This window comes from Bacillus sp. S3 (genome assembly GCF_005154805.1).
In the GTDB taxonomy this organism is placed as follows: Bacteria; Bacillota; Bacilli; order Bacillales; family Cytobacillaceae; genus Neobacillus.
Map to the genome: position 1 here is coordinate 4,878,695 of NZ_CP039727.1, position 21,241 is coordinate 4,899,935.

At 40.1% G+C, this 21,241-nt stretch carries 20 protein-coding genes and 1 pseudogene; 10 read left to right on the forward strand and 11 right to left on the reverse strand.

All coding sequences use genetic code 11. The features are described from left to right. The first annotated feature begins 185 nt into the window (after window positions 1-185). Window positions 186-632 (forward strand): hypothetical protein, encoded by a 447-nt coding sequence (locus tag FAY30_RS23400; protein WP_149872104.1) that lies wholly within the window; start codon window positions 186-188, stop codon window positions 630-632. A gap of 201 nt (window positions 633-833) precedes the next feature. Here FAY30_RS23400 and FAY30_RS23405 read toward each other — a convergent pair whose 3' ends face one another. Both FAY30_RS23405 and FAY30_RS23410 read right to left on the reverse strand, forming a co-directional pair. Further along, on the reverse strand, window positions 834-1,211 hold the full coding sequence (locus tag FAY30_RS23405) for a RidA family protein (RefSeq protein WP_149872105.1): 378 nt from the start codon (window positions 1,209-1,211) through the stop codon (window positions 834-836). 271 nt (window positions 1,212-1,482) lie between these two features. Continuing rightward, window positions 1,483-1,575: pseudogene (locus FAY30_RS23410) on the reverse strand (L-2-haloalkanoic acid dehalogenase); the annotation flags it as partial. Between the two features lie 1,205 nt (window positions 1,576-2,780). On the opposite strand from FAY30_RS23410, the gene FAY30_RS23415 reads away from it, so the two are divergent. Genes FAY30_RS23415 through FAY30_RS23430 form a run of 4 tightly spaced genes read left to right on the forward strand, consistent with a single transcriptional unit; the run spans window position 2,781 to window position 6,889 of the window. Beyond that, complete coding sequence (locus FAY30_RS23415; RefSeq protein WP_149872106.1) at window positions 2,781-4,364, forward strand: spore germination protein; 1,584 nt, start codon at window positions 2,781-2,783, stop codon at window positions 4,362-4,364. 5 nt (window positions 4,365-4,369) lie between these two features. Beyond that, window positions 4,370-5,557, forward strand: a complete 1,188-nt coding sequence (locus FAY30_RS23420) for a Ger(x)C family spore germination protein (protein ID WP_223821027.1) — start codon at window positions 4,370-4,372, stop codon at window positions 5,555-5,557. Further along, window positions 5,554-5,778 carry a hypothetical protein gene (locus FAY30_RS23425; RefSeq protein WP_149872108.1) on the forward strand — a complete coding sequence of 75 codons (225 nt, stop codon included), beginning with the start codon at window positions 5,554-5,556 and terminating at the stop codon, window positions 5,776-5,778. The genes FAY30_RS23420 and FAY30_RS23425 overlap by 4 nt, the downstream gene beginning before the upstream one ends. Before the next feature lie 28 nt (window positions 5,779-5,806). Further along, window positions 5,807-6,889 (forward strand): GerAB/ArcD/ProY family transporter, encoded by a 1,083-nt coding sequence (locus FAY30_RS23430; protein ID WP_149872109.1) that lies wholly within the window; start codon window positions 5,807-5,809, stop codon window positions 6,887-6,889. Window positions 6,890-7,980: 1,091 nt separating this feature from the next. Here FAY30_RS23430 and FAY30_RS23435 read toward each other — a convergent pair. Both FAY30_RS23435 and tnpA read right to left on the reverse strand, forming a co-directional pair. After that, window positions 7,981-9,072: an RNA-guided endonuclease InsQ/TnpB family protein gene (locus FAY30_RS23435; protein WP_149872110.1), complete on the reverse strand. Its 1,092-nt coding sequence runs from the start codon at window positions 9,070-9,072 to the stop codon at window positions 7,981-7,983. A gap of 4 nt (window positions 9,073-9,076) precedes the next feature. After that, a complete protein-coding gene (gene tnpA, locus FAY30_RS23440; RefSeq protein WP_149872111.1) occupies window positions 9,077-9,490 on the reverse strand; it encodes an IS200/IS605 family transposase in 414 nt (137 codons plus the stop codon). Between the two features lie 402 nt (window positions 9,491-9,892). Here tnpA and FAY30_RS23445 point away from each other — a divergent pair, with 402 nt between their 5' ends. Further along, window positions 9,893-12,109, forward strand: coding sequence for a glycerophosphodiester phosphodiesterase family protein (locus FAY30_RS23445; RefSeq protein WP_149872112.1), 2,217 nt, complete (start codon window positions 9,893-9,895; stop codon window positions 12,107-12,109). Window positions 12,110-12,375: 266 nt separating this feature from the next. Here FAY30_RS23445 and FAY30_RS23450 read toward each other — a convergent pair whose 3' ends face one another. Next, on the reverse strand, window positions 12,376-12,576 hold the full coding sequence (locus FAY30_RS23450; RefSeq protein ID WP_027322891.1) for a cold-shock protein: 201 nt from the start codon (window positions 12,574-12,576) through the stop codon (window positions 12,376-12,378). A gap of 270 nt (window positions 12,577-12,846) precedes the next feature. Between FAY30_RS23450 and FAY30_RS23455 the strand changes: the two genes are divergently transcribed. Next, on the forward strand, window positions 12,847-13,332 hold the full coding sequence (locus tag FAY30_RS23455; RefSeq protein ID WP_149872113.1) for a pyridoxamine 5'-phosphate oxidase family protein: 486 nt from the start codon (window positions 12,847-12,849) through the stop codon (window positions 13,330-13,332). Between the two features lie 121 nt (window positions 13,333-13,453). On the opposite strand, the gene FAY30_RS23460 is transcribed toward FAY30_RS23455, so the two are convergent. Further along, window positions 13,454-14,002: a nucleotidyltransferase family protein gene (locus tag FAY30_RS23460; protein ID WP_149872840.1), complete on the reverse strand. Its 549-nt coding sequence runs from the start codon at window positions 14,000-14,002 to the stop codon at window positions 13,454-13,456. A gap of 1,079 nt (window positions 14,003-15,081) precedes the next feature. On the opposite strand from FAY30_RS23460, the gene FAY30_RS23470 reads away from it, so the two are divergent. Further along, the gene (locus tag FAY30_RS23470; RefSeq protein ID WP_149872114.1) at window positions 15,082-15,840 is read left to right on the forward strand and encodes a hypothetical protein; all 759 of its coding nucleotides are present in this window, start codon (window positions 15,082-15,084) and stop codon (window positions 15,838-15,840) included. A gap of 297 nt (window positions 15,841-16,137) precedes the next feature. Here the strand turns inward: FAY30_RS23470 and FAY30_RS23475 are convergent, their stop codons facing one another. Beyond that, window positions 16,138-17,070: a DMT family transporter gene (locus tag FAY30_RS23475; protein ID WP_149872115.1), complete on the reverse strand. Its 933-nt coding sequence runs from the start codon at window positions 17,068-17,070 to the stop codon at window positions 16,138-16,140. 148 nt (window positions 17,071-17,218) lie between these two features. Here FAY30_RS23475 and FAY30_RS23480 point away from each other — a divergent pair, with 148 nt between their 5' ends. Beyond that, entirely contained in the window at window positions 17,219-18,592 is a 1,374-nt protein-coding gene (locus FAY30_RS23480) for an aminotransferase-like domain-containing protein (RefSeq protein ID WP_149872116.1), read from the forward strand. Between the two features lie 83 nt (window positions 18,593-18,675). Here the strand turns inward: FAY30_RS23480 and FAY30_RS27895 are convergent, their stop codons facing one another. The 3 genes from FAY30_RS27895 to FAY30_RS23490 form a co-directional block, all read right to left on the reverse strand. Next, entirely contained in the window at window positions 18,676-18,801 is a 126-nt protein-coding gene (locus FAY30_RS27895) for a hypothetical protein (protein ID WP_263315246.1), read from the reverse strand. Window positions 18,802-19,038: 237 nt separating this feature from the next. Then, window positions 19,039-19,422, reverse strand: coding sequence for a VOC family protein (locus tag FAY30_RS23485; RefSeq protein WP_149872841.1), 384 nt, complete (start codon window positions 19,420-19,422; stop codon window positions 19,039-19,041). 100 nt (window positions 19,423-19,522) lie between these two features. Continuing rightward, on the reverse strand, window positions 19,523-19,801 hold the full coding sequence (locus FAY30_RS23490; RefSeq protein ID WP_149872117.1) for an ArsR/SmtB family transcription factor: 279 nt from the start codon (window positions 19,799-19,801) through the stop codon (window positions 19,523-19,525). Between the two features lie 261 nt (window positions 19,802-20,062). Here FAY30_RS23490 and FAY30_RS23495 point away from each other — a divergent pair, with 261 nt between their 5' ends. Beyond that, the gene (locus tag FAY30_RS23495) at window positions 20,063-20,452 is read left to right on the forward strand and encodes a cupredoxin domain-containing protein (RefSeq protein ID WP_149872118.1); all 390 of its coding nucleotides are present in this window, start codon (window positions 20,063-20,065) and stop codon (window positions 20,450-20,452) included. Between the two features lie 95 nt (window positions 20,453-20,547). On the opposite strand, the gene FAY30_RS23500 is transcribed toward FAY30_RS23495, so the two are convergent. Beyond that, window positions 20,548-21,123, reverse strand: coding sequence for a YdhK family protein (locus FAY30_RS23500; RefSeq protein WP_149872119.1), 576 nt, complete (start codon window positions 21,121-21,123; stop codon window positions 20,548-20,550). Between the last annotated feature and the right edge of the window lie 118 nt (window positions 21,124-21,241).

A 21,241-nucleotide genomic window follows, 5' to 3' on the forward strand; every position in this document is an offset into this window, starting at 1 on the left:
GAATGAAACCCCTAATTTCGCTAATGGTTTGTTTTTAACTTGTCTTATTCCACTAACTGTCCGTTCGCAAACAAGGTATTTCAATCCTGTCTGATTGTGCTTAAAAGTACAAACGTTAACACAATCAAGTTTGGCCACTAATGAATACCCTAATAGTATCTACCTTGTAAAAGGAGGTGAAAACGATGGGATTATCTTGTTCATGTGGCGTCCGTTCAAGGCCGACTGCTACAACGCTTAGTATTACTTTAAACTTTGTAGATGGAGGCCTTAGAAGTGGTCCATTAATAATCACTGTTGACGCATGTACAGATAGACTTGAACTCTCAACGATTTCAGTATCATTTGATGATCAAAGTGGTCTTCTTCCGAATAAGAGTTTTTCATTTACTTCGACAAGTATTACAGGCATTTCATGCAGTGATTTTAGAGATGACTGCGCGGTTTCTATTCAGGGGATGGGACTCGTAACTGGTGAGGTAACTCCACGTCAATTTGGAGTTCTCCTTCTAAACCGTCCGTTACCTAATAGCAGTCGTTTGCAGTCATTATTCATACCTGGATTTGTATCGAACAATACACTTGGGGATCTTACACCTAACCTGATGTTCTTTGGTTGTCCTACAAGTTAATAGCAATGGAGGATTACCCTTCGTGGGTTCTCCTCTTATTTCGCTTACTCCTAATATTATCCGTCAAGCCATTGTCATTCACGTATTGAAATCCCTCGATTTTCCCTTTATCCTTTTTAGAAAAACGGACATCCCCTTCTACACTTGCCGTTTTTACTTCTTCTCATATTTCTGACTGCTAGAGCCCTTTTTACCCGAGTTTTATCTTCTAGCGATCATCTCGATTTCAACTTGTGCACCAAGAGGGAGGGATGACACACCTATAGTTGTACGAGCAGGATATGGCTCGGAAAATTGTTTAGAATACACTTCATTCATTGCTGTGAAATGATTCATATCAGTTAAGAATACATTCACTTTTTCAACATTATCAGGAGTTAAACCTGCTGATTCCAATACATTGAAAAGATTCTTAAAACATTGATTGGTCTGTTCAACAATATCACCTTCTACAAGCTTTCCAGTCTTTGAGTCTACTGGGGTTTGCCCAGATAAAAATATTAAATCTCCAGCTTCAATTGCGTGTGAGTAAGGACCAACAGCAACAGCTCCAGATGCATTAAAAGCCTTTCTTGACATATTAAACTCCTCCTTTAGATATAAGCATTCCAAATGTCAGTTGCACTAGGGGCAATATTAATGATACTTTGAGAAAGAAAGATGCTGAAAGTTATCCATTCATTGGATTCGCTCATTGAATCGCAAAATCCGCTCATTAAACACCGAAATTCGCCCATTGAACATCATAAATCCGCTCATAGACGGGTTGGGCCGTTAGATGAATAATGGTTGAAGTGTAAATTCCATCGAAAAAGAAACATTTATGAGTTTCAATTTATAATTATTTATTCAATCGTTCATATTGGTGGTCAATAAATTTCTTTACTGATTCATCCCTATTTAACAACGTTCCATCTAAATCAAATAGGACAGCCTTAATCATGATATCCCCCTCTTCCCAAATACATTTTTTTCTATATACGAAATTCCTTTTAATAAATACTTCTCGGCCTTTGCTAATATTTCCTCCTTCTTCTATTAACCTTAAATGGTCACAGCCAACTTACCTAAATGATGTTTTATATGTAAAGAGACAAACCTTCTAAACTAAAACATAACCAACCTTTCGACTAATTTCTATAGTTTATTTCTTATGAAAACATTTGCTTGAAACAGCAGTAAAGTAGGATCTATAAGGCTTTCCCATGGAAACCTGAAAAAGAAATTGTCGAGAATTGCCAGGGAAATTTACAAGGAATAGCCCATATATTCACAAAATCCCACTAGTTACACGTGAACTTACATGGTTCTATCAAATCTGTGTCATTCCGATATCAATTAAACGTTCGTTTGAAAGCAGACTCAACCCGCTCCAATCCTGAACTCCCTTCGCGAAGGCCCAAAAAGAAGGTCGAAACCTGTCCCTAAATGTACGTAGAAACAAATAGAGTAGACACATGAAGAGGTTTCTTGCGCCTACTCTATAGATTCATATGGTGGTGGGGATTTAACTGACCAACATATGAAAAATGGGAGCTTAAAAATTTGCCAAACACCCACGTAGACGGGTTCTTCTTCGACGTTCGTACCTAAAATTTACTCAAACATCCAAGTAGACAGGTTCTTCTTCGACGTTCGCACCTAAAATTTACTAAAACATCCAAGTAGACGGGTTCTTCTTCGACGTTCGTACCTAAAATCCACTCAAACATCCAAGTAGACAGGTTCTACTTCGACATTCGTACCTAAAATTCACTCAAACATCCAAGTAGACGGGTTCTACTTCGACGTTCGCACCTAAAATTTACTCAAACATCCAAGTAGACGGGTTCTACTTCGACGTTCGTACCTAAAATTCACTCAAACATCCAAGTAGACGGGTTCTTCTTCGATGTTAAGGCCCAAAATCCACGAAAACCTCCAAGTAAAATAATTCTAGATACATCTTTTACGTCGCACTCATCCCCTATTCCGTCGTATCACTATCCACCTAAAAGGATATCCCATGGAAGTTGATCCGCCCACTAGATTAAAACTTAAAATATCACGACTTTCGGTCATAAGAACGCATCCAGAAAACGGCTTAAGTATAATCCCCACAGATTGGGCAAAAAATAACCGTAATTACGTGCCAAGGGGAACCAGTTGATGAAATTTTTGGAGAAAAGGAAAAAGAAAAAGATATTTGATTTTCCAAGTAAACACTTGAATGAATCGTTGGATACGTTACCGGAAATTCCTCTTGATCCGGAGTTATCTAAAAATATGGAAAGGCTAAAATCAGCCTATAAAGATTGTTCGGATGTGATATTTCGCGAATTTAGTATCGGCAGCAGTGTCAATGCCGTTCTTCTTTACATAGATGGTCTTTCTAATACGGAAGAAGTCGATCAGCATGTACTCATGCCGCTGATCAGGATGAAAGACCTTGATTGCGATGCGGTATTTGAGTGTACGAAAAAGGAAATATCCATTTCGGATCTCAAAGAGATTTATTCGATTTCTGATGTTTTTAAACAAATCTCAATAGGAAACCCGATTATTCTAATGGAAAAAGAAACAAAAGGGATTTCCATCGGGCTGCCGAAATGGGAAAAGCGCAGTATTATGGAACCAGACGCGGAATCAGTCATTCGCGGTCCTAGAGAAGGGTTTATTGAAACATTACGAGTAAACACTTCCCTGTTGCGCAGGAAAATTCGCCATCCATTATTAAAAATGAAACAAATGACGATTGGCCAATATACAGAAACCCAAATCATAGTGGCTTATATTGAAGGAATCGCCGACACCACTCTAGTTAATGAGGTGACCAGCAGGCTTAATCGCATCAAGATTGATGGTATCTTAGAAAGCGGATATATTGAGGAAATGATCATTGATTACCCGTATTCTCCTTTCGCACAAGTATTAACAACCGAGCGTCCCGATGTAGCTGCCGCCTGTCTTTTGGAAGGGCGTGTTGTAATCTTGATTGACGGCACCCCTATCACTCTCATTGCACCATGTACGTTTGCCACTCTCTTACAGTCACCGGAAGATTATTATAATCAGTTTTACATCAGTACATTTATCCGCTGGCTGCGCTATATGTTCTTTTTCATCGCGTTGCTTGCCCCATCAGCGTATGTGGCAGTCTTAACGTTTCATCAAGAAATGCTTCCAACCACGCTGCTCTTAACGATCGCTGAAAGCCGTGAACAAATTCCTTTTCCGGCATTGGTTGAAGCGTTTATCATGGAAATCACCTTTGAGGCATTAAGGGAAGCAGGTGTGAGGCTGCCAAAACAAGTGGGTGCTGCTGTTAGTATCGTCGGTGCTTTGGTCATTGGACAAGCTGCGACCGCGGCAGGCCTGGTTTCATCACCAATGGTCATGGTGGTCGCCATTACGGGAGTCGCCTCGTTTTTAATGCCAAGATATGCGACCGGCATATCGACTCGAATCCTGCGCTTTCCCATCATGATTTTATCGGGAATGTTAGGATTATTGGGCGTTATGATCGGAATTACTGCTATTGTCGCACATTTATGTAATCTAAAGTCCTTTGGTGTACCCTATTTCAATTCAACTGCGGCGCTAAAGGTTCACAATTGGAAGGATATCCTCATTCGGGCTCCTTGGTGGGCAATGGATACTCGCCCAAGCCTTTTTTCAAATGATTCGAGTGACTTAATGCGTGAGGCCAGTAACCAAAAGCCTGATCCAAGCAAAGGTGGCGACGGAAGTTGAGTGGTATGATTCGATCGGTTAAGAAAACCTGCCCTTTCATCCTCCTATTATGCTTGACTTCGTTTTTCCTAGCAGGATGTTGGGACCGAACCGAAGTGAATGATTTAGCTCTCATTTTGGCATCAGGTATTGATAAAGGGAAGAAAAACAATATCGAACTTTCCGCTCAAATATTTATCCCACGCGCCCCACAAGGCGGAGGACAATCGGGGATGTCTAGCGGAAGCAGCAGCGGCCAGTCATTTGTCAGGTCGGCTGAAGGGGAAACGGTCGCAGATGCGATGGCACGACTCCAGGAAGAACTTACGAGAGAAATTTTTTGGGGGCAAAACGAGGTGCTCATTATTGGCGAAACATTAGCAAAGGAAGGAATAAGCGACGAAATTGATTTTTGGATGCGGCACTCGGAACCCCGTATTCGTGCCGACGTGTTTGTGGCGAAAGGAAGGCCTAAGAATGTTTTGCAGGCCATGCCTGAATTGGAAAGAAGCACCTCAAAACAACTTCGCAAAATCGCCAAAACACATATTGGTGTGAAAGTAACGGTGAAGGATTTTTCGCAGATGCTGTCAGGTGAATCCAATGCAGCCGTACTCCCTTGGGTGGAAAACCTGGACCCATCCATGATGGATTCAAAAAAGGCCATTCCAATCATTAACGGAGCCGCTATTTTTAAGGATGGAAAAATGGTAGGAAAATTAGATGATAAAGAAACAAGGGGGATTCTTTGGCCAAGAAATGAGATCAAATCAGGTGTGATTACCATCTCTTTTCAAGACGAAAAAGGGTACATCTCCTTAAATATAATTAGAAGCCATAGTGAATTGATCCCCACCATAAAGGATGGAAAATGGGGCATGCACATCAAAACAAACGTAGACCTGGAAGTGATTCAAAATACGACAACACTTAATTTTCTGGATCCAAAGGTCATAAAAAAAGTCGAGCAAAAGGTTGGTGTGGAAATCAGGCAAAGAGAACAGTTAGCTTTTTCGATTGTAAAGAAAGACTTACATGCTGATATTTTTAATTTTGCTGATGAATTCCAAAGGAAATATCCACAAATTTGGAAACAACATAAAGAGGAGTGGAATAAAATTTTCCCACAAATCGCCCTTTCATTTGAAACGAAGGTAAATATCAAAAGAACCGGTATGGCAACTGGAACCCGTAAAAAAGGTGCTGCACGATGAAGGTGGCAGGAGTACTGGGAGTAACCATTTTACTTGCGCTCATCTTTTTGTCGCAATGGCCGATATTGAAAAAAAATAAGAAAAAAGTAAAAATGGCCTTTTTATCACTGATGCTGATTAACTGGATTCTTGCTGTTTTACTTGTTCTGTTTCCAGATATGCCGGGGCCAGGGCAACTAGTGGATTTCATCTATCAGTCATTTGAACCATTTTGGCAGTAGACGCCTTTTAGAAGAGGACTGAACAAATATGATTGAAAAAGGTAAAATTTCTTACTTGGAATTAGCCCTTATTATGTATGCAACCGTTATCGCTACGGCTATTCTTTACATTCCATATGTCACCGCCCAACATGCAAAGCGTGATCTATGGCTGTCGCCCATTTGGGGTTCTTTGAGCGGATTGCTGATCGTCATGATCATTGTAAAGCTCTCTAGGCTTTTTCCGGGGAAAACGCTAATCGAATATTGTGAACTTATTCTAGGCCGGACCATTGGCAAAATTCTTGCGTTCATTTACTTGTTTTTTCTCCTGCACGATACGGCGATCGCCTTTAGGGAATACGGTGAGTTCATTGGAAGTGCTTTTTTGCATAAAACACCGATCATTATTGTTACCGGAAGTATTGCCCTTTCTTGCGCAATTGCTGTTCATGGAGGCATTGAAACGATTGGACGATGCGCGACGATTTTTTGGCCGATTGCTTTGGCCCTCTACATCCTGATTTATGTTTTTCTCATTCCTGACTTGAATGTAAAAAATATATTTCCCATACTGCAAGATGGAGTCATGCCCTCTATTAAAGGTTCCCTTGCCCCACTCGCCTGGTTAAGTCAATTTTCATTGATGTCGTTCCTCATCCCTTCTTTACGGAAACAACAAAAGGTCATGAAATGGGGAATGTTATCGCTTATTGCCAGTGTGCTGACAATGGTATTTATAAATCTTGGAAATCTATTATTATTTGGAGGAATTATTTCCAACCTGCAATTCCCCGTATTTGAGGCGGCAAGGTTTATAAGCATCGGCACTTTTTTTGAACATGTGGAGTCCATCGTCATCGCCGTTTGGATTCTTGGTGGTTTCGTCCAGCTTTCCGCCTTTTTTTATATGCTAGTGCTTGGCACGTCCCAATGGCTGACACTGCCCAGTTATAAACCGTTTGTCTTACCCATTGGTTTTTTAATTATTTTATTTTCAGTCTGGTCGATCCCCTCGTTTGAGGACATGATTCGGGGAATGGGGACAACTGTGCCCTTTTATTTCTTAACAGTACAGCTACTCATTCCTATTTTACTGCTATCGGTTGCGCTAATCAGGAGGAGATGGTGAATGGTCCTACATCGGGGGTTGCGCTTGAAAATTCGTGAAACCCCTACGTAGACCGCTTCTACGTTGGGGGTTGCGCTAGATGACAGTCGTATTGGTTTTTAAAAAAGGAAAGATCGCCATAGTAATTAGCGAGTTTCTTTAATTAGGAATCTAAAAATATATAAAACCTCACCGTAATGCATCAAAATTAGATTCTCTTGGATTTTTGAGATAAAACTCACTCCTTTTTAAATACGATATCTTGTCCTTAATCGAGTAACCAGCAACAGTAAAATAAGCGGAGATTTTCCGGTTAAATGCAGAATGTAGCTCGTTTCGTGGTAAATAAGGGAAGATTTTCCGACTATACAGAGCAAAACCCCCCATTTTCATGTTTTTTGAGTCAATAGGCGGAATCTCTCCGCCTATTTCGTCCTTTTTTAATAATATTTACTTATTAAGCGGAATTTTTCCGTCTATCAGCTCAGGGCTGAACCGGATCCCGCAACCGATAAGTCCGGAACCCTTTACTATTTTCGTCAGCCTTACTCAGTCGTTTGAGTAAGGCTGATACTATTCCCTTTTACGGCAGCATCGACAAATTCTATACACTTCACCATGGACGAGGCACCCTGCCGCTGCAAAAATTGTTCAGACCTTTTAATAATGGCGATCATGTCCATAACCAGAAATGATAAAAAAAGGAAGTAACGATAACTAAGAACATATAAGAAGTACAAATTAAGCCGAGTAAAACAAGGAAACATAACGAAAGTTTTCTAATTAGAACCATTTGGTACCTCCTTAGAAATAAATACTTATGTTTACCTCATTGTAATTTTAGATGTTAAATTTTCTTTAGGATTTTTGTAAAGTAAACTTTTAGTTTGTGTAAATTGGACTTTGACACGCCACGACCATTCTCCACCATTTTTACGAAATATACATCCTTTCGAGCAATTTCCATAGTTGCTTTCCTATGCAAACATTTGATTGAAACAGCAGTAAAGTATCGACGTGAACCTCTCTCCAATAAATTGGAGAGCTTCTCGTTTCATTGAGTCGGCTATTGCCGTCCTCTCCACGAAGGCTAGTTCCTAGCCCAAAACATCTTATAATAATAATTCTATTGCTCGATGGAGTATATTGATGCTTGCATTTACATCCCTGTCACATTCAAAGCCGCAAAAAGGGCAGTCATGAACCCGTTCACCCAATGCCTTGTTTACCATTTCATGACAGTTGGAGCATTCCTGGCTTGTGTTTTTGGGATCCACCAACACGACACGCTTACCAGCACTTTCAGCCTTGTAAGTCGTATAGTTGATTAGTTGATACCAACCAGCATCGGCAATGCTTTTGGCCAAATGGTGATTTTTCAACATATTCTTGATTTTCAAATCTTCAAAGGCTATCACTGCATATTGATTCACCAATTGTCTACTTACTTGGTGGGCATTATTCTTTCGCTGGTTCGCAATATATTCATGCTTTTTGGCCAATAACCCCACTGCTTTTTTCCGTCGCTTCGATCCTTTTTTACGTTTAGATACGATTCGCTGCAGGCGTTTCAATTCACGTTCAGATTTTCTTAAAAATTGGGGTGGGGGAAAGAAATGTCCAGCTGATGTAGTAGCCAGATTCTTAATTCCTAGGTCGACTCCCACCATATTTTTACTATCAAGACACTCCCACGATTCACCATCACAGGATAGACAAACAAAATATTTTCCGTTTTTAGATACAACTGTACAAGTTTTGATTTTCCCGGTTATCTGACGATGGAGTTTGATCCGAATATTCCCGATCTTGGATAGTTTCATATACTTTCCATTTAGAGAAAAGCCGCTTTGAGGGTAAGTGAAGCTATGATAACGGTTGGAACCTTTGAAGCGGGGAAAACCTGGTTTCTTTTCCCCTTTTACGATTCTTTGAAAAAAAGACTGAAAGGCTTTATCAAGACGCTCGACCACATTTTGGAGAACTTGTGAATGGACAGTTTTATATTCTGGACAAGCGGTTTTCAATTGAGGCAATTCTTTCTTTTGTGTGTAATAAGAAAGGGAAATCCCACACCCTTTATAAGCGGTGATCCGTTGTTCCAAACAAGCGTTATAAAGCCTTCTACAATACATGAGAGTTTCATCGATTTTTTGTCTCTGATCCTTGGTCGGTTCGATGCGAAATTTATAGGTACGCATCATAGACTTACCCGCCTTTCTTTTGGTTTTCGATATACTTTTTGATAGTATCTTCAGAAATCGATCCAACGGTTTCAAGATAGAAACTTCCATTCCAAAGATGGCCTCCCCATAAATACTTTTTCAGTTCAGGAAATTTCAAAAACAGCTTGCGTGCGGAAATGCCCTTTAGCATCTTAACGATATAAGATGGAGCCACTTTTGGATGAGCAGAGGCAAATACATGGATATGGTCTCCTTCACCCACTTCTGCCAAAACTACTTCAAACCCTTTGTCCATTCCGATTTCTTGAAATAAATCCTTTAGGTGATTTTCAATTTCAGCAGTCAGTACCTTCTTTCGATATTTTACGGACCAAACGATGTGATAGTTGACATTATATACACAAGTACGGGCATGTTTGATTTTGGACTTTTTCATACATATAGTATACCAAAAACAGCCTATAACAGCTAATTTTACAAGTTGTATTTAACAACATATAGTATTGAAATATGATAGAAAGAATTCGCAGTTTATCCAAGAGGGCGGACTATCATCTCTCCATTGAAATGGAGAGGATTCTCGTCCGCGTTTCCTAAAAGGATTTCCCTTGAATACATTGAAGATAAACGCTTCAACATTTTTCCCACTTATTTCTTCCAATAGCAAGTCAAAATTTTCCTTCCCATTATTACATAGTAATCCAGTCCCAACATTTATAAGGAAAAAGACCTGTTTTCTTCCTATTTACAGATTTTTCACACTCTATTAATCTATGCTCAACAATGCTCCTATATTTTTAAAGAGAAATACATAAAACGTATAGGGGATGATTGCAAAATGAAAAAGGGTTTAATTGCTAGTCTTGCTTGCCTGTCTTTGTCCGTCACAACTGCTGCGCCATATGCCGTTTTAGCCAAGCCGATTGAAATGTCCGTAACGGATAATGGACAATCAACATTAACACCATTAAACTCCGATGTAGCCGTGATTGCCCATCGCGGTGCCTCTGCATACGGCCCGGAACATACACTTGCCGCCTATAAACAGGCGATGACAATGAAGGCCGATTATGTCGAATTTGACTTACAAATGACGAAGGATGGCCAATTGATTGCCATGCATGATGAAACATTGGCGCGGACGACCAATGCCAAGGAACTTTATCCAGACCGGGCCCCATGGCGGGTAAAGGATTTTACTCTAGAAGAAATCCAGCGTCTCGATGCAGGCTCATGGTTTAATAAAGCCTATCCGGATCAGGCAAAACAAGCGTACATCGGGCAGAAGGTGCCAACACTGGAGGAAGCCATTGAATTCGTCAAGCAGCACGGGAATGGCAAAGCCGGTCTGTACATGGAAACAAAAGCTCCAAGTGTTTACCCGGGAATGGAAGAGAAAGTAATTGAAATCTTAAAAAAAACGGAAGTCTTAGAGAATGAAAAACTATTTCTTGAATCCTTCAGCGAGGAGAGCCTTCGTAAGGTACACAATCTTGCCCCAAATGTTAAACTGATTCAGCTTTATAATGCTAGTATGCTGAAAGGGAAAGATGTGTCCAAGGAGATGCAGCGAATCTCTGATTATGCTTCTGGTGTCGGTCCGAGCAAAGAACTGGTCGTTCCAAAGATGATGCAAGCTGCACATCAAAACAAGCTTCTCGTTCATCCGTGGACCGTCAATTCTCAGGATGATATGGTTTCCCTAGCCTCACTTGGTGTTGATGGGCTATTCACAAACTACCCGGATCAGTTTGAGAGTCTGCTAGACAAGCCGTATATTTCACACGGGGTTGCAAGCGGTGATGTGACCGATTCTTCAGCCATCTTATGGACCAGGACCAACGAAAAAGCAAACGTGCAATTTGAAATTTCTACAGACAGTACGTTTAAACACGATACGATGGTCAAAACAGCACCGGCAAATGCTACGAACGATTTTGCCGTAAAGGTAGAAGTGGACGGATTAAAGCCGGATACTACCTACTACTACCGGGCACATGCTGTTTCCAGCAAGTATACCGTCAATGGTTCATTTAAAACGGCACCAGAGGAAAACAGCTTAAAACCATTGACCATGGTTTGGGGCGGCGATACGGGGGGCCATGGCGAGATTCCGCCATATAAATCTTTCGAAGCAATGTCTGCAGTCAATCCAGACTTCTTCCTGTTCAGCGGGGACACGATTTATGCGGATAGCCCTACCCCGGCAGTGCCGAATCCTCCTTCGCAAACGGTAGAGGATTTCTGGGCGAAGTATAAAGAAATCCGGACCGATAAAGGATTCCGCAGCCTGCTGCAGAAAACAAGCACCTTTGCCATTTGGGATGACCATGAAGTAACAAATGACTTTTCAGGCCCCTCCCAGCCGCTGACTCCAACTGGATTACATGCGTTTAAAAACTACTACCCTATTTCTAATGAACGCAGTGCAGAGGACAAGCTATATCACAAGTATTCTTGGGGCAACGCGATGGATATGGTGATCCTAAACAACCGGGGTTACCGCTCTCCTAACACCCAGGCAGATGGGCCAGATAAAACCATGCTAGGGAAGGAACAAGTAGAATGGCTGAAGCAGCAGCTTCTTGAGTCGGATGCAAAAGTAAAACTGGTCGCATCTTCTGTGCCAATCTCCGTTCCAACTGGAAAAGCCATGGCTAGAGATGGATGGGCAAATGGAGACAATGTAAACGCAAATGATCCAACAGGGTTTGAGAACGAGTTCAAGGAAATCTCTGATTTTATCATCGAAAAAGGAATCAAAAATGTTTTCTTCGTCACAACAGATGTTCACTTTGCCGAAGTTATCAAATATGACGCCAATCAAGATGGTAAGACGGATTATAACGAATTGATCAGCGGACCAATCGGAGCGGTAAAGATTAATCCAGGGACACTGGATCCAACTTTCGGCCCGGAGAAATTATATGCTGAAGGCAATTTCTTTAACTTCGGCGTGTTCCGTGTGGATCCTGCAGCGAAGCAAGCGATTGTAGAAATTCAGGATGAAAACGGAAAGGTTCATTTCAGCCATACGTACCAGCTGGAGGATTAATCCACAGGGGCGGTTGATCCGGTATTTCCCAGTTTTACTTGCCAAAAAAGGCCGGCAGAACCATGCCCTTGGTCCCCCAGTCCCATTGTCTGAAAAGAGGGATGTAAGGGAATTAGGAGATTTCGGGATTATGTGTTACACTTTGAGTACCATTTGATTTACTTGTTTACATGTGCCCCGCTCATTCGTGAGTGGGGCTCCTTGTTTTTAAAAGAAACAAAAAAAAACAGACTCGATAAAGAGCCTGTTTTCGTTTGTTCTACTTATTAAGCTTTACGAACGTTAGCTGCTTGAGCTCCACGTTGGCCTTGCTCAACGTCAAAAGTAACTGCTTGGCCTTCATCTAAAGATTTGAAACCTTCGCCTTGGATTGCTGAGAAATGAACGAATACATCTTCTCCGCCTTCACGCTCGATGAATCCGAAACCTTTTTCTGCGTTAAACCATTTTACTTTACCTTGTTCCATTTTGTTTCCTCCTGCTGTGTGCTTTGCACACATGTGTTACTATCCTTGCACTCAGTGATCGTCAAGACGAAAAGCTAATCTTATACTATTCATTACACCGAACAAAAATAATTCCTCTTAAGCTTACCATTTATCAAAAGTATTTGCAAGAAGACATGAACGGAACCATTTTTGACACTCATCTTTTGGATATTTAAAGTTCTTTTAACCGGCATAAACTTCCACTGTAGAGGGTAGTATACTTCTGTAAACATTAATGAGGTGATGGAAATGTCTAATATGATGAAACAAGAAGAAATGGAAACGTTAAGAGAGTTAATCAAAGACGTAGACACGGCCATGCTGACTACGGTAACGGAAGAAGGACTTGTTTCTCGTCCTATGAAAACACAAGAAGTAGAGTTTGATGGCGACTTATGGTTTTTCACTAAAAAAGAGACGAATAAATATGAAGAAATTTTACATGATCAAGATGTGAATGTGGCCTATGCAGGTAAATCCTATGTTTCCGTTCGCGGAAGAGCGGAAATCGTTACGGATTTAGACAAGAAAAAGGAATTGTGGAGCACAGCACATGAGAAAATCATGCAAACTTCTTATGATGATCCTAACGTTGTCCTGATAAAGGTAAAAGCGGAAGCAGCCGAATATTGGGAAACCGGTAATCTCACAAAGAAAATTGCCTTTCTCTATAAACGCATGACAGGACAAAGTTCTAAATCGACAGATGTAAATGAAACGGTTGAATTGAATTGAATTTAATAACAGCAAAAATGGGTTGTCTGGTTATAGGACAATCCATTTTTGCTATGTTGATTCATTTGTAGCGAGCGAACAAGCCAGCGCCATTTTGCACAACAAAACAGCCCTGGTTCGTTTAATAAGAAATATCTATATGATACACTTTTAAATGTTTCCAAACTGCTTTCCAGTTCTTTTTTGATATTCGGTTTTCGTAAATTTCAACTCTCTCTTTCGTCTTTGTAAAATAAGGAGTCGGCTTTACCACAAGATTGACCACATCGTTGATTCCACAAGGGGCTATTACGATCACATTGTCTTTTTCATCTAATTTTACTCCTAATGCGGTTGCTGTTTCTGGAAACTTGGAAATAGCATCCACGGATGAAACATAGGGAGGCATATTGCTTTTAATATGCATTCTTGCTTCATTTTTTACAGACCAAGGAATGTTAGGCATAAGGGTTTTAAGCTTTTCCTCAAGTTTCTTTTCCTGTAATTCATTAATATTTGCAGGATCAAAATAAATGACATCAATATCTGGAATGGGAGTTCTTTCATTAAAACTATGTAATGTGTCCCATATTTTTGATCGAACAAATCCAGCACAAATCCACCAGTCAGGCAAATTCAATGATTTTGCTGCTCTTAATATATTCATCATCCATTGATCCTCTGTAATCATCTCAATGATTTTTTCCTCATTTATCACTGTAAAATTTCTCCTTAAAATGTGTATTACAAGTTACCCTTGAACTTTGGGTTAGACTTTTATTAGCTTTCTAACTAAAAATTTTATAGCTAGAATAGTGATATAGGTGGTTAAGGTTACTATTAATATAGAAAAGAAATAATTAAAAGCCAGTAAATCGGTTGCGTTTTCTTGAGGACTTAGGACCCCTACTGTGAGAGGAAAGTCTTTCTCCATAGGTGTTAACGATGTCTGCTGTTCAATGATAGGTAGTGGAAAACCAAATCTAAGATAGGATAAATCATTAGAATTTGACACAATCACGGAATCAAAAAAAGGGGAAATTGAAACAGCAAGCCATCCAAAAATGAAAGTAACAAAAAAAAGGCGACGATTGATACGGCATTCTCCTTTTACTTTTATTAACTAAATTATACATAGAGTTTCTATGTATGTAAACCTGAATTATTTAAAATCTTGTATTCTATTGTGTTCGCTTCAATATTACTTAACATCACTTCTGGCGCTGAGCATGCAATTCCTGGTAAATCATGATGTTCAGCGATCTAATCGTGAGAGTATCCCCTTACGAATTCAAAAAAGGTGTAAAATCACACTTTATCATTGAATTACTGAACTGCATAAGCTGGCTCAGAATCATTTATCAGCGATTTTTTAAGGTTTATCAGCGAATTTCGGCAATATATCAGCGAATTTTTCATTTTATCAGCGAATCCTTCATTTTATCAGCGAATTCAAAAACATCCCCATAGACCATTCTTTTAAATACGGGCTTGTAGACCTAGTTATTTAACCAGCCACAAAAAGGAATATTACATAGGTTAAGTCTAACATGACGTTTTTTAAATGAGGAGAATAGGCGTATGCACCAGTATTGGTATGTGAATTCAAAGGGAAACAGGCAGCTATATACTAACCAAATTTCAGTGCCACAATTATATTCACAGCCCCAAATACCCAAATTTGGAGGAATTAATGGTCTCGGTATTCCTGAGGGGTGGAGTGGTCGAGTCTATCCGGCTGGTTGGAAGATTTCTGGGGGTTTTCATCGTATGGAACAACCTGTTATTCGGACCTCCTCTGCCGGCCAATTAGGTTTGACAGCACAAGAGCCTTCTTCCAGTTGGACAACACCGGCTGACAATACGGGTTCTACGTCTCAAAAACAACTTGGGAATTCGCTGCCGCCGGTCGATCATGACGATTGGGAGTCGGAAGCACAGCACGCCAACTGGCCGCAGCTTCCCGAACAGCTGGGTTTCATGACTCAAGCCCCTTGGGCGCAGCCGATTAACCATGCAGGGATGTTCCCACAAGGAAAGCCTCTAGGTTGGGCTTCATCAACCGGTAATAAGGGTTTCAATCCCCAAAAACAGCCCTTCCCTTGGGTTCAACCAATCAACCATGCAGGGATGTTCCCACAAGGACCGCATCTAGGTTGGGCTCCATCAGCCGGTAATAAGGGTTTCAATCCTCAAAAACAGCCCTTCCCATGGGGCCAACAGGTCAATAATAAGGGGATGTTCCCACAAGGACACCCTGCTGCTTTTCTGCCGCCAGCCGCCAATCCTTTTGGTTTTGGCGCCAATGGACAGCAGGCTAACTGGGGCGGTTTTGGAACCCCCGCAGGCTGGGGGGGACAGGTACATCCCATGGGATGGGGTGGTCCGGGAGCCCCGATGGGATGGGGGTATAACGGAGGTAACGGCCAGCTGGGAATACTTGGAGGCTTACTTAAATTAGGAAAAGGCACCATGGGTGGACTAGGAATTATTAGTAATCTAATCGGTGTGGGAAAAATCCTATTTTAGTGAATTATGTCAAGGATCAATCCAATAGTTCCTGATTCCTAGCGTATAAGTCGAGAAATATTTGATTGTTTCTTAAAAGGCTGCCTATTCCATTGGTTAATTAATTTTACTTTTATTTAAGTTAAATTGTTAAACATAATGAAAGACTGCAGTACATCTACGCAAATAATGATTTCCCAGTCATTCGCATGAGAACTGATAATAATCCGTCTAGCTGTTTTCCTTTTAACATCTGGAGATATTTTAATTCTTCATTCTGATCAACTTCTTACCAATGAAAAACCACGGGGACGGTTCTCATGGCATTTTTCGCTCTTTCTTTCCCATAAAAGCCAGCAGAACCGTCCCCTTGGACTCCTTCTTGATCACAGGTGCATTTTTTCCAATTATGACGCATATCACTACAACAATCGCTAATACAATCGTAAGCCATGTGATTGATTCTCCTAAGAACAATACAGAAAATCCAATCATTAAAAAGGGCTGTAAATATTGAATCTGTCCCACTTTTGCAATCCCTCCTAAAGACATCCCGCCATACCAAGCGATATAGGCTAAAAATTGGCTTACAACAGCTAAATAGAACAAACTGATCCAAGCTTCGATCGGCGCTTGGAATATATCAACCGATATGCTTAAGCCAACAGGAATAATAAAAAACGGGGCTCCAATTAATATAGCCCAAGCGATGACTTGCCAGCTGCCAAGCTCTTTTGAAAGTTTTCCGCCTTCTGCATAACTCAACCCAAGTAGTAAGACAGCTACAATTAGTGCCATATCCCCTTTTTGTAATTGACCTAAACCTAAATATACGGCATAAAGAAGCACTGTTACAGCGCCAATAATACTCGCAATCCAATACCGTTTCGAAGGCCGCTCGCCTCCGCGCCACATAGCAAAACCAGCTGTCGCAAGCGGGAGTAAAGCTGTTTCAATTGCACCATGTGATACAGGCAGTGACTTCATTGCAAAAGTTGACAATAACGGAAAGGCAAGTACAGCACCAGCGGCAACAATACTTAAGCTTTTCAATTGTTTTTTATTAGGTAATGATTCCTTTTTTATGATAAAAATGATACTTACGATTATTGCCGCAACTACTGTCCTACCCAACCCAACAATTGTCTCACCAAAATAAGGGACAGCAATACTTGTAGCTGGTAAGGTAAGACTAAAACAAACGACGCCAATAAAGCCGAACAGCATTCCTCTTTTACTATTGTTTCCCATTCAACTTCCTCCTTCACAAGGATACAAATGTATTTCATAATCATGGTTATAAGGAATAAACTAATTAAACATGATTGTAATGAATATTCGCTCCTTTTAAAACCATAAAATTCCACATCTGTCATAGGACAGATACAAAGGAGAACATATGACAACAAAATATAGAGGTATTTTAGAATGGGTGAAACAACAAATAGAGAATAAGCAGTTAAAAACAGGTGATAAATTACCTTCCATTCGGCTGCTCGCTGATCAATTTCAATGTAGTAAAAATACGGTTGTAAAGGCATTAGTTGAATTGGAACAACAACATATTGTCTATGCTAAACCCAAAAGTGGCTATTACGTTGTTGATTATTACCAAACACCTAGTCCACATGAAAAGGATATTGATTTTTTATCTGCTGGTCCGGATAAACAGATCATGCCTTATGAGGACTTTCAGCATTGTATCAACCAGGCGATTGAACATTATAAAGAACAATTATTTACTTATAGTGAGCAACAGGGACTTTTTTCTTTACGAAAGGAGCTTGCGAAGTATTTACAACATTTACAAGTATTTACGAAACCTGAACGACTGGTTATTACTTCCGGCTCACAACAAGCGCTTCACATTCTAGCCAACATGCCGTTTCCGAACGGGAAGAAGAATGTATTGATTGAGCAGCCTACTTACTTTGGAATGATCGATACCTTACAGTTAAATCAGATTACAACGTTAGGAATTGAATTAACAATGGAGGGTATTGATTTTGAAAGGCTTGAATATTTGTTTCGAACAAACGATATTAAATTCTTTTACATCGTTCCAAGATGCCATAACCCACTTGGGCATCATTATACAAATGAAGAAAAGAAAAAAATCGTTGCACTTGCGGAAAAATACGATGTATACATTGTAGAGGATGATTTCTTAGCAGAATTAGATCCGGATTTAAAAGCAGACCCTTTGTTTGCCTATGAACCAAACGGAAGAGTCATTTATGTAAAGAGTTTTTCGAAAGTATTTTTGCCAGGACTGCGTATGGCTACTGTTGCACTCCCTGAAACAATGATTCCCACCTTTGTAAGCTATAAATTTAGCACTGATTTCACTTCATCGACACTTTCACAAGGAGCATTAGAAATCTATTTAAAAAATGGTATGTTTCACTATCATTTAGAAAGCGTAAAAAAATTGTACATAAAAAAAATGAAAACAGTCTTGGAAGCCTGTTCATTGTATTTACCGGACTATGTACAATTTACAAAGCCCAAAAGTGGTTTTTATCTCACCATCTTTTTGCCTTCACATATAGATGTCAATAAATTAATTTACCTATTACATGAAAAACATATTTATGTAGACAACGCTTCTAGAATGTACTTAGCTGAAAACAGCCAGCAAGCCATTCGGCTAAGCATTTCACAAGTAAATGAAGATAAGATACATCTCGGTATACAACAAATTGCAACATATATAATCGATATGTGTGAAAAAAAGAAATACAATCCACTCTCGTTTAAATCCTATCATTGAAAAACCACGGAGACGGTTCTCATGGCACTTTTTCATGACAAAAAAAGCCAGCAGAACCGCCCCCATGTTAATTGGTCATTTCTTTACATTTTCTTCTTTGTGTTTTTTCGGTTTTCTTTCGGTTTTCTCATTACCACCAATAACGCTATAACAAAACAAATCATTAGAATGATATTTAAGCCCCAACCAAAACTATCAATATACTGCATTCCCCTTCCTCCTCAGATATGTTTTGTTCACTTTAGCATGATTTACTTGTTAGTTGGTTGTTTTCTACAAAAGAAGATAAAAGGTTACAATTTTTTCTTTCAGGAGTCGTTTGCTGAAATTTCCATAATAAAACACCACCCTTCCCCTATAACAAAATATAGAGAAAGGGCGGTGCCGGGTTTTCATTATTTTTTTCGTCAAGGTATGTTCATGTCACTTAAAACAAACCAAGATAGTTACTTCTGCATGATCTGAATAAGGTTGCCGCATGTATCGTCGAAGACAGCTATGGTGACTTCGCCCATTTTTGTCGGCTCCATCGTAAACTTTACGCCTTTTTCCAATAATCGTTTGTACTCTTTTTGAATATCTGCAACGCCAAACATTGTTGCTGGGATGCCATCGGCAAATATCTTCTTTTGAAACTCTGTTGCGGCAGGATGCTCATTCGGTTCGAGTAAAAGCTCCGTACCGTCCTCTGCATCGGGAGAAACTAACGTAATCCACCTATGTTTCCCCATAGGAATGTCGTGCTTTATTACAAATCCCAGCTTTTCAGAGTAAAATTCCCGTGCCCTGTCTTGGTCTTGTACGAATAAACTGGTTACAATGATTTTCATCATGTTTTGCCTCCTTTAATATTTACCACTTTAGTGCGCTGCAAACAATCTGGCCCCAAGCAGAAAAACCCCTACTTTTATCCAGAAGTTTTTACATAAATTACTCGATCCATCCTTTTAGTAGATCTTTAAGTGGTTCGTTGTTAAATTTAATTACTCGATATTTTCCCTTTCGTTTTGATTTGACGAGCCCTGCATCTTCCAGCACAGAAAGATGTTTGGCGATCGCCTGCCGCGTAATGGAAAGTCCGTGCTTCGTAATCAGACGTACCGTAAGTTCATACATCGTCTGCTCGTTACGTTCGGAAAGTTCGTCTAAAATGAGTCTTCGTGTCGAGTCGCCAAGTGCTTTGAATATAGCGTCTTTGTCCCAATTCATATTTCAAGTATAAGCAACCCTACAGTTGCCTGTCAAGCATAAGCAACTTTTTGGTTGCACGAGAAAAGAACCGTATCATGCATAACAGTAGTTTGAACCATAATAGAAAAATAATTTCTAACTCTTTTCTTCTTCAACAATTGAGAGTTAGGTTGAAGAAGGATATTAAATACATAATTTTAAAGCACGTCTGAAACAAATTATTGTGATAATATTTCATGAATTAGCAAAAAATAGTGTTTAGGAAAGGAGGGTTTGCGCATGTTTGCAAAAAAGTGGTTAACAGGGTTGGTCGTATTGTTTGCAGTGATTGTAGGTGTGACAACACTAGGCTCACTCGGCGTATTTGCCGAATCCGGTGAGGTAACTCAGCCTACGGAGACGGTGAAAGCGATTGAGGTTAAGATGAACGATGATTACTTTAATCCGAAAGTCATCACCATTCTCAATGGAAAAACGACACCTTTGATATTGAAAAACGAAGGGAAAAGGGAACACACCTTCACAGTGGAAAAGCTCGGAATTGACGTCGAAGTCCAGCCAGGAAAAGAAAAAACCATTACCGTGAGTCCGAAAGAGCCCGGTACATATCAACTAATATGTCGGTACCATTTTACCAAAGGAATGGATGGAACAGTAATTGTTAAATAACAAACAACCACGAAAAACCACGAGTAAAAAGTTCTCGTGGTCTTATTCATTTACTTTTCCTTTTAAAAAAGCCAGCAGAACTGGCCCTGGCACCCTTATTTGTTCGGTGATAGTTCACTTTCTGTAACCCATTTATGGTTTTTTACTTCTTTTCCTGTTTCAGTATTTTTGAAATCAACCATATATACCGTTGTTTCCTCGGCTGAATCAATAACAGCGGCAGCCCCATCCATTCCTTCCATATGGTCCGCTTTCAATACAACCTCATCGCCAGGCTTAAATGCTTCTTCGCCTGCGTTTTCAATTTCTTCATGAATAACCCACTTATGGTCTTCCACTCTTTCACCACCAGTTGTAGGGGTATATGAAACGGAATACACAGTTGTATGATAGGCTCCCGCAATTGTGGCTGCCGCTCCGTCCATTCCCTTCATATGTTTCGCATGCATAACAGCCTGACTTCCAACTGGGTAGGTTGGATTTTCTGCAACCGCTAAATCTTCTGGAACTTCACCTGAACTTGAATGATTCATTTCCATTTGTTCATTGGATTTCGTCTTTGGATCTGCGTTATGATCAGATGGTGGTGTGTCACCATTTCCAGTACAAGCCGCTAAAACGAGAACCATAATCAAAGTAATGATACTTGCGACAAATTGATGAGCTTTCATTGAAATCGTCCTTTCTTTCTAAATTTACTTTCCATATTAATAGATTTTTGACAACAGTGAATGCACAAATGATGGTACATGGCGATTTGCCTTCTCAAAAATACGTGCCTTTATTGTT

What these genes read in the sequence shown, in the direction of transcription:
- FAY30_RS23400 (WP_149872104.1), top strand. Translation starts at nt 186, where the DNA reads ATGGGATTATCTTGTTCATGTGGCGTCCGTTCAAGGCCGACTGCTACA.
- FAY30_RS23435 (WP_149872110.1), bottom strand. Translation starts at nt 9,072, where the DNA reads ATGATGCGTACCTATAAATTTCGCATCGAACCGACCAAGGATCAGAGA.
- FAY30_RS23420 (WP_223821027.1), top strand. Translation starts at nt 4,370, where the DNA reads ATGATTCGATCGGTTAAGAAAACCTGCCCTTTCATCCTCCTATTATGC.
- FAY30_RS23430 (WP_149872109.1), top strand. Translation starts at nt 5,807, where the DNA reads ATGATTGAAAAAGGTAAAATTTCTTACTTGGAATTAGCCCTTATTATG.
- FAY30_RS23495 (WP_149872118.1), top strand. Translation starts at nt 20,063, where the DNA reads ATGTTTGCAAAAAAGTGGTTAACAGGGTTGGTCGTATTGTTTGCAGTG.
- FAY30_RS23425 (WP_149872108.1), top strand. Translation starts at nt 5,554, where the DNA reads ATGAAGGTGGCAGGAGTACTGGGAGTAACCATTTTACTTGCGCTCATC.
- FAY30_RS23475 (WP_149872115.1), bottom strand. Translation starts at nt 17,070, where the DNA reads ATGGGAAACAATAGTAAAAGAGGAATGCTGTTCGGCTTTATTGGCGTC.
- FAY30_RS23405 (WP_149872105.1), bottom strand. Translation starts at nt 1,211, where the DNA reads ATGTCAAGAAAGGCTTTTAATGCATCTGGAGCTGTTGCTGTTGGTCCT.
- FAY30_RS23500 (WP_149872119.1), bottom strand. Translation starts at nt 21,123, where the DNA reads ATGAAAGCTCATCAATTTGTCGCAAGTATCATTACTTTGATTATGGTT.
- FAY30_RS27895 (WP_263315246.1), bottom strand. Translation starts at nt 18,801, where the DNA reads ATGCAGTATATTGATAGTTTTGGTTGGGGCTTAAATATCATTCTAATG.
- FAY30_RS23480 (WP_149872116.1), top strand. Translation starts at nt 17,219, where the DNA reads ATGACAACAAAATATAGAGGTATTTTAGAATGGGTGAAACAACAAATA.
- FAY30_RS23490 (WP_149872117.1), bottom strand. Translation starts at nt 19,801, where the DNA reads ATGAATTGGGACAAAGACGCTATATTCAAAGCACTTGGCGACTCGACA.
- FAY30_RS23470 (WP_149872114.1), top strand. Translation starts at nt 15,082, where the DNA reads ATGGAACAACCTGTTATTCGGACCTCCTCTGCCGGCCAATTAGGTTTG.
- FAY30_RS23445 (WP_149872112.1), top strand. Translation starts at nt 9,893, where the DNA reads ATGAAAAAGGGTTTAATTGCTAGTCTTGCTTGCCTGTCTTTGTCCGTC.
- FAY30_RS23485 (WP_149872841.1), bottom strand. Translation starts at nt 19,422, where the DNA reads ATGAAAATCATTGTAACCAGTTTATTCGTACAAGACCAAGACAGGGCA.
- FAY30_RS23450 (WP_027322891.1), bottom strand. Translation starts at nt 12,576, where the DNA reads ATGGAACAAGGTAAAGTAAAATGGTTTAACGCAGAAAAAGGTTTCGGA.
- FAY30_RS23455 (WP_149872113.1), top strand. Translation starts at nt 12,847, where the DNA reads ATGTCTAATATGATGAAACAAGAAGAAATGGAAACGTTAAGAGAGTTA.
- FAY30_RS23415 (WP_149872106.1), top strand. Translation starts at nt 2,781, where the DNA reads ATGAAATTTTTGGAGAAAAGGAAAAAGAAAAAGATATTTGATTTTCCA.
- FAY30_RS23460 (WP_149872840.1), bottom strand. Translation starts at nt 14,002, where the DNA reads ATGATTACAGAGGATCAATGGATGATGAATATATTAAGAGCAGCAAAA.
- tnpA (WP_149872111.1), bottom strand. Translation starts at nt 9,490, where the DNA reads ATGAAAAAGTCCAAAATCAAACATGCCCGTACTTGTGTATATAATGTC.